The organism is Pedobacter sp. P26 (assembly GCF_050632135.1).
Lineage (GTDB): Bacteria > Bacteroidota > Bacteroidia > Sphingobacteriales > Sphingobacteriaceae > Pedobacter.
Map to the genome: position 1 here is coordinate 1,413,657 of NZ_CP192574.1, position 13,347 is coordinate 1,427,003.

Genomic DNA, 13,347 nt, shown 5'->3' on the forward strand with positions numbered 1-13,347 from the left:
ATCAGGCTTTAAAAAAAGAAAAATATAGAACATTATGGAAGCGCTCATTTCTAATTACTGGTGGGTTTTAGTGGCACTGTTGTGCATCGTTTTATACAAATATATTTTACGTTTCTTATTCGGGATGGTTATCGTACCTGAAGACAGGATCGGGTTGATTACCAAAAAATTCGTGCTCTTTGGATCTGCAAAAGAATTACCGGATGGAAGGATTATCGCCATTAAAGGCGAAGCGGGTTTTCAGGGTAAAACGCTGGCGCCCGGATTGTATTTCGGAATGTGGTTCTGGCAGTATAGTGTAACCATGGAACAATTTACCATCATCCCTGAAGGGAAAATCGGGCTGATAATGGCAAAAGATGGTTCGGAAATCCCAACAGGGAATATCCTCGGGCAAAAAGTAGAATCTGATAATTTTCAGGACGCCGTGAAATTCCTCGAAAATGGCGGTCAGAGAGGCCGGCAGACCTCTTATATCACTTCGGGTTCCTATCGTATCAATACCATGTTGTTTCAGGTTTCCGTTACTGATATGATCCGTATTCAGGAAAGTATGGTAGGTATTGTGACCACTTTAGATGGGCTGCCAATTGAGGCCAATCAGATCGCGGGTAAACTGGTAGAAGGACATAACAATTTTCAGGATTTTGATGCCTTTATTAAAATGGGCGGGAACCGTGGTTTGCAACCGCAGGTAATTCTGGCTGGTTCTTACAATTTAAACCCCTGGGCTATCCAGTTAGAAGAAATACCAATGACCGAAATTGCCATCGGTTATGTAGGTGTGGTGATTTCGTTTATTGGTAAAGAGGGTGATGATTTAACGGGTGTCGATTTCAAACATGGTAATATTGTTGCAAAAGGATCGAAAGGGGTTTGGTTAGAGCCGCTTGGTCCTGGTAAGTATCCGATTAACAAATACATTATGAAGGTAGAGCTGGTGCCGACAACCAACCTGGTGCTCAACTGGGCATCGGCACGTAGTGAGGCGCACAACCTGGATAAAAATCTGTCGACTATTACCGTACGTTCAAGAGATGGTTTCCCGTTTAATTTGGATGTTGCGCAGATTATCCATGTACCCACAACTGAGGCACCAAAAGTAATTGCCCGTTTTGGGAATATGGTGAATTTGGTTTCGCAGGTTTTAGAGCCTACTATTGGTAACTATTTCCGTAACTCAGCCCAGGGAAGCGACGTAATTGCTTTCCTGAGCACTCGTAAAGAACGTCAGGAATCGGCTAAAGAACATATCCGAAAAGTGCTTGATGAATATAATGTAAATGCGGTTGATACGCTGATTGGTGATATTGTTCCGCCAGAATCGTTAATGAAAACTTTAACCGACCGTAAAATTGCAGAAGAGCAAAAGGTGACTTACGAAACCCAAAAACAGGCACAGGAAACCCGTCAGGGGATGGAGAAAGAAACGGCCATCGCAGATATGCAGAAAGATATTGTGAAAGCTCAACAAAGTGTAGAGATTGCGGAACGTACCGCAAGTGCAACCGTGAAAAAATCGGAAGGTGATGCCGCTGGTGTAAAACTTGCTGTAGGAGCAGAGGCTGAGGCCACTAAAATGAGAGCGCATGCTGAGGCAGAAGCCACCAAAGCTAGAGCCCAAGCAGATTCAGAGGCGATTAAATTAAGGGCATCAGCAGAGGCTGAACAGATTTCGTTAACTGGTAGTGCAGAAGCAGGTAAAATCTTAGCCGTAGGTAAATCAACTGCCGAAGCTTACGAACTTGCTGTGAAAGCTTTGGGCGGTGAAAACTTTACCCGTTACAAAATTACTGAAGAGTTATCGAAAGGTAATGTGAAACTGATTCCTGATGTACTGATTGGCGGTAATGGTGGTAATCATGGAGGATCAGCGATGGATGGTCTGTTGGGCTTGAAACTGATGGAATTAATGGATCCTCAGGCACGTAAAGAAGTGGTAGCCGTTGCAGAAATTGTAGAAACAAAACCAAAACCTAAAAAGGATAATATTAATCCTTAAACTGTTTAAGTAATAGTAAGGGACTGGTGAAAACGGAGGTGTTGAAAATATAGACATACCTGTTTTATACACAGTAAGCGGATGAACAGATTTTAAAATGTTCATCCGCTTTCTTTTTTAAAGGGCTTTTTCGATATCCTCTTAAGTTAGCGCTTTTTTAGTGCTGGGTAAAGTAACAGATATAATAAACGCGAAGGTTTGAATTATTTTGATGCTTTACTATCTTTGCCGCGTGAATAAAGTTGTCCTTCTGCTACTTTTACCGGTACTCATTTTTAACACTTCCGTTCGTGAAGTTATAAAAGCGCCTCAACTTGTTCTTCACTTTTTGCAGCACCATCAGCTAAACGCCGAAATCAGTTTCATCGATTTTCTCGAAATGCATTATCTGGGCCAGGATTTAGATGACAATGATGATGAAGAAGATATGAAACTTCCCTTCAAAAAGATTGATAGTCACCATATTATTTCAGTAGGCGTTCCATCTGAAAAATTTATGTTACTGAAAGCAGTATGCTTAAATGTGTACACCAGAAAAACTTTCGATTACACAAATTGTTACAGCAATCCTGATTTCGGAAGCTTATTTCGCCCACCTATTTCAATAGCGTAAAATTTCTTTTTCAAATCTTTTTCAGAACCATTTCTAATGGATTCTGAATATGTCTGTTATTTTAATTTAAGCTATTATGTTAAATAAAATTATTGGTTTTTCCATTCGGAATAAACTAATCATTGCTTTGTTCGTATGCTCACTTATTGGTTGGGGTGCTTACGAGGTTACAAAATTACCGATAGATGCACTTCCTGATATTACCGACAATCAGGTGCAGGTAATTACCGTTTCTCCATCTTTGGGTGCACCGGATATTGAGCGCCTAATTACGTTTCCCATTGAGCAAGCCTGTAGCAGTATCTCAGGGCTTAAGCAAATCCGGAGTTTTTCACGTTTCGGACTTTCCCTGGTTACCATTGTTTTTAATGAGGAAACCGATGTTTACTGGGCAAGGCAACAAATTGCCGAACGCTTACAGCAGGTACAGCAAGAAATTCCACAGGGTATTGGTTCTCCTGCAATGGCTCCTGTTTCCACTGGTCTGGGTGAAATATATCAATATGTAGTCCGGCCAAAAAAAGGCTATGAAGGAAAATTTAACGAACAGGAATTGCGTACCATTCAGGACTGGATTGTGAGAAGACAGCTTTTAGGCACTCCCGGAGTAGCCGAGGTATCAAGTTTTGGCGGCAGGTTAAAGCAATATGAAGTTGCTGTGAGGCAAGACCAGCTTAAAGCCTACGGAATTACCATTGCTGAAATATTCGATGCCCTCGAAAAAAACAATGAAAATACAGGTGGCGCATATATTGAAAAAGGACCAACTGTTTTATATATCCGAAGTGAGGGGTTAACAACCAATTTAGCCGATATCGAAAAGATTGTAGTGAAAACGCTTGATAACGGAATGCCTGTTTTAATGGGGCAGGTTGCCAGGGTTCAGTATGGTTCAGCAATACGTTATGGCGCCATGACCTACAATACGCAAGGCGAGGTGGCCGGTGCAGTTGTGATGATGCTAAAGGGTGAAAATTCTTCCGTTGTAGTAAAGCGTGTAAAAGATAAAATTGCAAAAATTCAAACAATGGTTCCTGATGGCGTTGTTATAGAACCCTTTCTCGATAGAACGAAAATGGTTGATAACGCTATCAGTACTGTAGAAACCAACTTACTGGAAGGTGCACTGATCGTAATTTTTGTACTTGTGTTTTTCTTAGGGAACCTTCGCGCAGGTTTAATTGTATCTTCAGTAATTCCACTATCAATGCTTTTCGCTATAATATTGATGAATAAGTTTGGGGTTGGTGGAAATCTGATGTCACTTGGGGCTATTGATTTCGGTTTAATTGTAGATGGTTCTGTAATTGTTGTAGAAGCAATTCTTCACCGCTTCTCGCATAGCAAGCACTTTAGGGCTATCGGTAAAATAGACCAAAACCAGATGGACAATGAAGTGGAAAAATCAACTGGATCGATGATTAAATCGGCGGTGTTTAGTCAGATTATTATTCTTATTGTTTATCTGCCAATTCTATCACTGGAAGGTATTGAAGGTAAGATGTTTAAGCCAATGGCCTGGACAATTGCTTTTGCCATTCTTGGAGCATTTCTCTTATCCATCACTTATGTTCCAATGATGTCAGCTTTGTGCCTGAATAAAACCATCAGCCACAAGAAAAACTTAACCGATAAATTGATGGCATGGATAGAAAGAAAGTACCAGCCAACGCTGAGTAAAATATTCCTTTTTCCTAAAACCATCTTAGCAGTTACGCTTTCATTATTCGCCATATCCATTTTTATTATGGGCACACTCGGCGGCGAATTTATTCCACAATTGGAGGAAGGGGATTTTGCAGTAGAAACCCGTTTACTTACTGGAAGTAACCTGAATAATACCATCGAAACTACTCAGAAAGCATCGAAAATTCTATTGGATAAGTTCCCTGAAGTACAAAAAATAGTAACCAAAATAGGTAGTGCTGAAGTGCCTACAGATCCCATGCCTTTTGAAGCAGGGGATATGATGGTGATTTTAAAACCTAAAAAGGAATGGACTTCTGCAGGATCATTTCGAGAGTTGAGTGCTAAAATGACCAAAGCAGTTGAAGTAATTCCTGGCATTACGGTAGGTTTTCAATTTCCGGTGCAAATGCGGTTTAACGAGCTGATGACCGGTGCAAGGCAAGATGTTGTTTGTAAAATATTTGGAGAAGATTTGGATTCGCTGGCTGGTTATGCAAAACGTTTAGGAGCTATAATTGGTACAGTTAAAGGTGCAATTAATGTTTACGAGGAACAAGTAACCGGAATGCCTCAGGTTGTAATCAAATACAACCGCGATGGAATGGCCAAATATGGCATAAATGTAGGCGATGTAAACCGGGTGGTTAATACCGCATTCGCAGGTCAGATAGCAGGTCAGGTTTATGAAGGAGAAAAACGTTTTGATATGGTAGTCCGCCTTGATGAAGCGGCGAGAAAAAATATTAACGACGTGGAAAATCTGATGGTTTTAACCAAGTCAGGCAACCAGGTACCTTTAAGTATGGTTGCAAATATCGAAGAAGTGGAGGGGGTTAACCAGATTCAAAGGGAAGATACTAAACGCAGGATAATAGTTGGTTTTAATGTTAAGGATAGAGATGTGCAGTCGATTGTAGAGGAATTGCAGCAAAAGGCAGGTTCAAAACTTAACTTATCTAAGGGTTATACCATTTCTTATGGCGGCTCTTTTGAAAACATGACGGCAGCAAAATCACGTTTGGCGATTGTAGTGCCAATTGCATTACTTCTAATTTTCTTACTCCTGTATTTTGCTTTCAGTTCTGTTAAACAAGGGCTTTTAATTTATACAGCCATTCCGCTTTCTGCAACAGGTGGCATATTTGCCTTATGGATCAGGGATCTGCCTTTTAGTATTTCTGCCGGCGTTGGTTTTATTGCCCTTTTTGGTGTGGCAGTATTAAACGGAATTTTACTTGTTTCAGAATTTAATCGGTTAAAAAAAGAGGGTTGGACAGATGTAAAACGAATTGTAATCCATGCAACAAAATCAAAACTTCGTGCCGTTTTAATGACAGCATTAGTTCCATCGCTAGGTTTTATCCCGATGGCAATAAGTACTGGTGCAGGTGGGGCAGTTCAAAAGCCACTTGCCACAGTAGTTATTGGGGGCTTATTAATTTCCACATTATTAACATTATTTGTTTTACCCATGTTATATATTTTATTTGAAAAAGGCTTCTCGTACTTCAAGCCAAAAAATAACTTAGCTGTCATTGCGATCATGGTACTTTTTGGAACTTTAAATGCCAGTGCTCAAAAGCCAATTGGTTTGAAAGCCGCATTGGATACTGCGGTTAAAAACAATATATCACTGCGGATTGCGAAAACCAACGTTCAATATTACCAGCAAATTACCAAAAGCAGTTTTGATGCACCAAAAACAGCAATCAGTTTCGATTATGGTAAATTCAACAGTCTGGAAAATGATAATAAATTTTCTGTAGTACAGACACTCGATTTCCCAACGGTATATGCAAGGCAATCTGCCACTCATAAAACAAGCCTGCGCATCAGTGAGATTGAAGTAGATGCCCGTCAACTAGATTTGAAAACCGAAGTAAAATCAGCATACTATAATCTGTTATTGATAAGAGAAAAACAGAAATTGTTACTTTGGGCCGATAGCGTTTATAGTGCATTTCTGGACAAATCGACACAGCGTTTTAAATCAGGTGATGTTGATCTACTTGAACTTCGTACCGCTGAAAATCAAAAGCAGCAAATTAGCAATCAGCTTGAACTACTGAGAACAGATGATATATTAATGCAAAACAGGTTTAAGTTCTTGTTAAATAGCAATGAGAACCTGCAGCCAAAGGCTGATAGCTTGCTTTACGCCTCTGAGCTTTTATTTAGTCAGGAACAAACTAACCATCCTTTGTTAAAATTGGGAGAAGAGCAATTGGTGTTAGCCAGACAACAAAAAGCACTCGAAAAAAGTAAATTGATGCCCTCTCTAAGTTTTGGCTACAATAACTCGAGTATTATTGGTTGGCAAACCAACAGTATTGGGACAGAGCAGTATTTTGATAGAAACAAAAGGTTCTCTTCGGTTAGTATTGGTGTTGGAATTCCAATTTTTTTCAGTGCACAAAATTCCCGTGTTAAAGCCAATAGTATCTTAATACAACAGCGTGAAAAAGAATTAGCGTTAACTAAAAAACTCTAGATCATAACTTAACAAACGCCGTTGAACGTTATAACCGGCTTGAAAAACTTATTGGCTCTTACCAGAAAACCGCTTTAAGAAATGCTGGTGATATCATTAAAACAGCCTCTGATAAGCTTAACGCAGGAGAGATTGCATATCTGGATTGGGTGCTTCTGGTTAACCAATCTATACTACTCAAAGTAGAATATTATGATAAAGTGCAGCAATTTAACGAAGCTGCTTTTGAAATTGAACGTGTTACAGCCACAGATAAATAAGATAAAATGAAAATTCAAATATTAGCCGGATTAGTTTGTATGTCACTTTTGCTGGCTTGCAATGGTGCAGATGAAAAAGAAAATGTTCGGGCAGAGAAGCCCGCAACAACAAATACAGACGAGGTGCAGCTTACAGATGCACAAGCAAAAAATGCTGGAATTTTAATCGGTAAAATAGAGCAAAAGACTATGCATAGCATCATTAATGTAAATGGAGTGGTGGATGTGCCACCAGAAAACACCTATTCTGTCAGTGTGCCTATGGGAGGATATATTAAGAAAATGATTATTATGCCTGGAATGCTCGTTAAAAAAGGAGCCGTGTTAGCACTCGTTGAGGATCAACAATATATTCAACTCCAGCAAGATTATCTAACTTCTGGAAACAGATTGAAGTTTTTAGCAGCAGATTACACAAGGCAAAAAGGATTAAATCAAACGAAAGCAACAAGTGATAAAATCTTTCAGCAAATAGAGAGCGATTATAATAACCAAAAAGTTTTGGTAAAAGCGCTTGCGCAAAAACTGAGGTTAATCGGTGTTAATCCTGAAAATTTAAATGAAAATTCAATAACCCGTAATATCAAAATTTACGCTCCGATTAGTGGCTATGTTACAAAGGTTAATGTAAATACAGGTAAATTTGTTAATGCAACCGATATTTTATTTGAATTAATCAGCCCTGGAGAATTGCATGCAAACCTTACAGTATTTGAAAGGGATGCTGCCAGTTTAAAGACAGGACAGGAGGTGATCTGTAACACTACGGCAAATCCTGAAAAGAAATACATAGCGAAGATACATTTGATTACTCCTAATATTGAAGACGACCGAACCACTAGTGTTCACTGCGATATCCAAAATTCAGATAATAAGTTATTGCCTGGTACATTTCTAAACGCGGCAATTTCTATCGGAAAAGCAAAAGTTAATGTTTTATCAGAAGATGCTATTGTTAAATGGGAAAATAAATATTACATTTTTGAGGAAGTTGGCAATAAGTTATACAAAATGGTTCCCATAGAAATTGGGACAGCATTGAACGGATTTATAGAAATTAAAACCAATAAAAAGCTGGGGAATGTTGTAACAAAAAATGCTTATGCAATTTTAATGAAAATGAAAAACGGAGGAGAAGAAGGTTAATAATTTGGTGTAGTAATCAAATATTTAAATATGTTGCAAAGTGTTTCAGGATATAAAGGGAACACTTTGCAGCATTTTGTTGATTTTTGTAAGCTTTAATTTAAAACAAGCCCCTCACTTTAACCACAGGTAATGGAAGCTTATTAAAAATAACATTTACAATTTTATGCCGTTCTACTTTTAAACAAAATAGTAACTTTGCACCTAATTTGAATGAATGAAATTTGAATGACTCAATGATGTGAAATTCACTCGTTTTATCATTCGCTCATCCAATAATTTTAAGAAATGAAGAAAGTAAAAGTTGGCTTAGTGCAAATGAGTTGTACTAAAGATAAGCATGAAAATTTAGATAAAGCGATTGCTAAAGTAAAGGAAGCGGCTGCAAAAGGTGCGCAAATTGTGTGCTTGCAGGAGCTTTTTACTTCTTTATATTTCTGCGATGTTGAAGATTACGACAATTTTGACCTGGCTGAAGCTATTCCTGGTCCTTCTACGGATGCTTTGCAGGTGGTAGCCAAAGAATTGGGTGTGGTAATTATCGCTTCTTTGTTTGAAAAACGTGCTGAAGGTTTGTATCATAACACCACTGCTGTTTTAGATGCTGATGGCTCATATCTAGGAAAATACCGCAAAATGCATATTCCTGATGATCCTGCATTTTACGAAAAGTTCTACTTTACCCCAGGCGATTTAGGCTATAAGGTTTTCGAAACTAAGTTTGCCAAAATCGGTATCCTGATCTGTTGGGATCAATGGTATCCTGAAGCTTCTCGTATTACGGCCTTAATGGGTGCTGATATCATGTTCTATCCGACTGCCATTGGCTGGGCTACCGATCAGGATGAAGAAACCAATCAAGATCAATATAATGCTTGGCAGACCATTCAACGCTCACATGCAGTAGCAAACGGTGTGCCTGTGGTAAGCGTAAACCGTGTAGGTTTTGAGCAAGATGGTGCCATGAAATTCTGGGGCGGAAGTTTCGCTACAAATGCACAGGGCAAATTGCTTTACTTAGGCTCGCACGATTTAGAGGAAACTGAAGTAGTTGAACTGGATTTATCAGAATCTGATTTCTTCCGTAAACATTGGCCTTTTTTAAGAGATAGAAGAATCGATTCTTATCAGCCGATTACAAAGAGGTATATTGATGGGGATTAAAAAAGTCGGGAGACCGAAGACGGAAGCCAAAGAGCATGCATGCCAAGATGGCTAGTTTGAAATCCATAAGCAAGTCTGGAAACGTAGATTATAAGTTTGGATTGCATTGTAAGAAATTGTAATTTGTTAGTATATTTCTAATAAATTATAACTTCAGACTTCAGACCTCCGACTTTCGGACTTAATTATGGCATTCAAATTTGAAAAACTCAAGGTTTGGCAAAAGGCTTTAGATTTAGCTGATGAAATCGATAAGATGATGAAAACTTTTCCAAAGGATGAAGTTTATGTTTTAACATCGCAAGTTAAGCGTGCTGCAGATTCTATTTCAATGAACATTGCTGAAGGGAGTACAGGTCAAAGTAACCCTGAATTTTGTAGATTTTTAAGATATTCTTTACGGTCTGATATAGAAGTCGTGAACTGTTTACACTTAGCAAGAAGAAGAGGTTATATTACAGAGGAAATATTTCAGAAACATTATCAGTCTTGCGAAGAAATTTTGATCATGATTTCTGCTTTAATCAAATCGCTGAATTGAGTCTGGGGGCAGAAGACAGAAGTCCGGCGATACTGGCGATTTATGAATACACTAAATCATCTGGCCTTGGACGGCCACATTTCGAACTTTAAAAAACTAAAAGACAAAATCATCCGACCTCGGACATCCGACTTTGGATTTTATTAACACACTAAATCATCCGACTTCGGACACCCGACTTTCGGACTTTAAAAACTATGTCAAACTTTCCTCCTAAAAAAGATTTAAATATCAATCAATTCGATTATTCGCCGAAGCAGCAAGGTTATACTTTCCCTGCCGAATGGGCAAAACATGAAGCAACCTGGTTAAGCTGGCCACATAAAGAGGCTTCGTGGCCCGATAAAATCGAAACCATTTATGAGCCTTACTGTCAGTTTATTAAAGCTGTTGCCGAAGGCGAAAAAGTGCGTATCAATGTGAAAGACGAAGAAATGAAAGCTTTTGCTATTTCTGAATTAACAAAAGTAGAGGCCGATTTAAGTCAGGTTGAATTTTATTTCAATGAAACCAATGATGCCTGGTGCCGCGATCACGGTCCTGCATTTTTGCTAAAAGGAAATGAAAAGGCTGTTGTAGATTGGGGTTACAATGCCTGGGGTGGAAAATATCCTCCATTTGACCTGGATGATGTAATTCCGACAAAAATTGCCAAACATTTCAATCTCCCTTTATTTACGCCAGATATTGTTATGGAAGGTGGTTCGGTAGAGTTTAACGGCGCAGGTACAGTTTTAACCACCACAGCTTGTTTGTTGAACGAAAACCGTAATCCACATTTAACAAAAGAACAGATTGAGCAATATTTGCTCGAATATTACGGACAGGAGCAGGTTTTATGGTTGGGTGATGGGATTGTTGGCGATGATACAGATGGCCACATTGATGATATTACCCGTTTTGTAAACGAGGATACTGTTTTAACGGTTGTGGAAAGTAATCCTTTGGATGAAAATTATATCTTATTACAAGAGAATCTTGAGGCCTTAAAAGACATGAAGCTGAAAGATGGTCGCCCGTTGAATATTGTAGAACTGCCGATGCCATCACCAGTAATTTACGATGATACGCGTTTACCTGCATCTTATGCGAACTTTTACATTGCTAATGCAGCGGTAATTGTGCCAATATTTGATGATGTCAACGACCAGAAAGCTTTAGATATTATCCAGGGCTGTTTCCCTGATCGCAAAGTAATTGGAATCAACTCAGTCGATATTATTTGGGGATTGGGAAGTTTCCATTGTTTGAGTCAGCAGGAACCGGCGGTATAATTTATTGATATGAAACTGAGCAGAATAATTTTATTCGGTAATGATATTAGTGCCCTAAAGGTCTTTTATCAGTCCATTTTTAATTTTTCTTTAATAGAAGAAATTGAAAACGAGTGGCTGGTTTTCAACGCAGGAGTCATCGAAATTGCGTTTCATCGGATTGGGGAATCATTCCGAAATGAGGATTCTTTTCGTGCTGAAAGTAATGTGAAACTAGTTTTTAGTATTGAAGAAGATATTGAAGTGGTTCGAAAACGACTTATAGAAAGAGGTGCAGAAATGAAAGATATCAAATCTTTTGAAGGCATTGATTTTCTTTTTTGCGACGGGGAGGACATAGAGGGAAACATTTTTCAGCTTAGCCAGAAAAAAGCATAATCTTTTATTGCTTTAAATTATAACTTTACAACATTAAAATATTTCAACTTTACAACATTTCATAATGAAATTATTAGAAGGAAAAACAGCCTTAGTTACAGGCGCATCTAAAGGAATTGGCCGTAAAATAGCGGAGAAATTTGCCGAGCAGGGCGCTAATGTAGCTTTTACATATTTATCATCAGTAGAAAAAGGTGAGGCTTTAGAGCAGGAATTACAAAGCTTCGGAACAAAGGTTAAAGGTTACCGTTCTGATGCATCTAAATTTGCTGAAGCTGAACAGTTGATCAATGATATCGTAGCTGAGTTTGGAACTATTGATATCGTAGTGAATAATGCGGGCATCACTAAAGATGGTTTATTGATGCGTATGAGCGAAGAAAACTGGGATGATGTAATTAATATCAACTTAAAATCAATCTTCAACGTAACCAAAGCGGCTTCTAAAGTAATGATGAAAGCCCGTAAAGGCGTTTTTATCAATATGGGTTCAATTGTTGGCACTACAGGTAATGCTGGTCAGGCAAATTATGCTGCTTCTAAAGCTGGAATCATCGGTTTTACCAAATCAATCGCAAAAGAATTAGGTTCGCGAAATATCCGTGCCAACGTAGTTGCGCCAGGTTTTATCCGTACCGAAATGACAGATATTCTTGATCCGAAAGTGGTTGAAGGTTGGGAAAAAGATATTCCATTAAAACGTGCCGGCGAAACGGAAGATATCGCCAATGTTTGTGTGTTCCTGGCTTCAGATATGAGTGCTTACGTGACCGGACAAACATTATCTGTTTGCGGCGGAATGCTGTAAGAAAGGTTGAAGGCGTGAGGGTTTAAGGTGGAGGGTTTTCTTTCCAGTTTATATAAATATAAAGAAGTCAAGTTTTAATGGCTAGTGTGCTATGGAAACTTGACTTCTTTTGTTACTTTACAAGGTATCGTCCTTTAACCTCACTAACGTCCGGCTGGGTTTTATTCTTCTCAAAAGCTAAATATCCTGTTTGTAACGATTTCCAAAAGTTTGCCTGCGCTGGGAATTGAGCGACGTATTTTTTCATGTTCCCATCGGTCATTTTGAAAGGATAGATGTTAACCGGAATCTTTTCCTGGCCCGCATTTCTGGCTTCAACCCCCAAAACATATACTTCTTTTATTTTTTCGTCTGTTAAAGGAATACAGCCTACCGTTACACAATTGCCATGGATGTAAATATCACTTCCGGGTTTTCTATCTTTTCCGGTTCTTGCATAATCAACAGCGTTTGGATAGTTTATACCCAGCGATAGATGGAAATTGCTCATTGGGTTAAAAACATTGATGCAATAAAAACCTTCAGGCGTTTGACCGTCGCCTTCAATTATCTTTGGGCCAATGGTGCCAGAATGTGCACAAAAATCGTAAGTTCTGAATAAAGAATAGGTTTTAGCCGAATTATTCTTTAACCACACCTCAAGTTTGCCTTCCGTTTTATAAGCATTAATCACCATCGAGAATTTATCTCCATAACCACCGGCCTGAACAAATTTTCTCAATGTTTCCCATTTTTCGCTGTATGCTTTTTCTACTCTTTCAAATTTGATTTGAGTGGCTTTAAAATTATTCTGGGCATTAACCATAAGGCTTAGAGATAGCAGAAATGTTAGACAGATTATTTTCATAAGGATTGATTTTGTTAAAACTAACGAATTTATTTTTTTAACCGCAAAGGCCGCTGAGATTTCCTTATTACGATGGCGCAAAGGTCGCTAAGCTAAAAAATGAAGGGTGCACATTATCTTTGCGATACTTTGCG

At 38.6% G+C, this 13,347-nt stretch carries 10 protein-coding genes; 9 read left to right on the plus strand and 1 reads right to left on the minus strand.

The features are described from left to right. The first annotated feature begins 34 nt into the window (after positions 1-34). From ACQ86H_RS06650 to fabG, 9 genes are all read left to right on the plus strand, one after another. A complete protein-coding gene (locus tag ACQ86H_RS06650) occupies positions 35-2,002 on the plus strand; it encodes an SPFH domain-containing protein (protein ID WP_138818152.1) in 1,968 nt (655 codons plus the stop codon). A 232-nt stretch (positions 2,003-2,234) separates the two neighbouring features. After that, a complete protein-coding gene (locus tag ACQ86H_RS06655) occupies positions 2,235-2,615 on the plus strand; it encodes a hypothetical protein (RefSeq protein ID WP_431294231.1) in 381 nt (126 codons plus the stop codon). A gap of 76 nt (positions 2,616-2,691) precedes the next feature. Continuing rightward, positions 2,692-6,795, plus strand: a complete 4,104-nt coding sequence (locus tag ACQ86H_RS06660) for a CusA/CzcA family heavy metal efflux RND transporter (protein ID WP_431294232.1) — start codon at positions 2,692-2,694, stop codon at positions 6,793-6,795. A 266-nt stretch (positions 6,796-7,061) separates the two neighbouring features. Then, positions 7,062-8,201, plus strand: coding sequence for an efflux RND transporter periplasmic adaptor subunit (locus ACQ86H_RS06665; RefSeq protein ID WP_431294233.1), 1,140 nt, complete (start codon positions 7,062-7,064; stop codon positions 8,199-8,201). Between the two features lie 288 nt (positions 8,202-8,489). Then, positions 8,490-9,365 (plus strand): carbon-nitrogen hydrolase, encoded by an 876-nt coding sequence (locus ACQ86H_RS06670; protein ID WP_431294234.1) that lies wholly within the window; start codon positions 8,490-8,492, stop codon positions 9,363-9,365. Between the two features lie 187 nt (positions 9,366-9,552). Continuing rightward, positions 9,553-9,906 (plus strand): four helix bundle protein, encoded by a 354-nt coding sequence (locus ACQ86H_RS06675; protein WP_431294235.1) that lies wholly within the window; start codon positions 9,553-9,555, stop codon positions 9,904-9,906. A gap of 197 nt (positions 9,907-10,103) precedes the next feature. Then, complete coding sequence (locus tag ACQ86H_RS06680; protein WP_431294236.1) at positions 10,104-11,180, plus strand: agmatine deiminase family protein; 1,077 nt, start codon at positions 10,104-10,106, stop codon at positions 11,178-11,180. A gap of 9 nt (positions 11,181-11,189) precedes the next feature. Continuing rightward, entirely contained in the window at positions 11,190-11,558 is a 369-nt protein-coding gene (locus tag ACQ86H_RS06685; RefSeq protein WP_431294237.1) for a VOC family protein, read from the plus strand. Positions 11,559-11,622: 64 nt separating this feature from the next. Then, a complete protein-coding gene (gene fabG / locus ACQ86H_RS06690) occupies positions 11,623-12,366 on the plus strand; it encodes a 3-oxoacyl-[acyl-carrier-protein] reductase (RefSeq protein ID WP_431294238.1) in 744 nt (247 codons plus the stop codon). Between the two features lie 112 nt (positions 12,367-12,478). Here fabG and ACQ86H_RS06695 read toward each other — a convergent pair whose 3' ends face one another. Then, positions 12,479-13,213 (minus strand): L,D-transpeptidase family protein, encoded by a 735-nt coding sequence (locus ACQ86H_RS06695; protein WP_431294239.1) that lies wholly within the window; start codon positions 13,211-13,213, stop codon positions 12,479-12,481. Positions 13,214-13,347 lie beyond the last annotated feature (134 nt).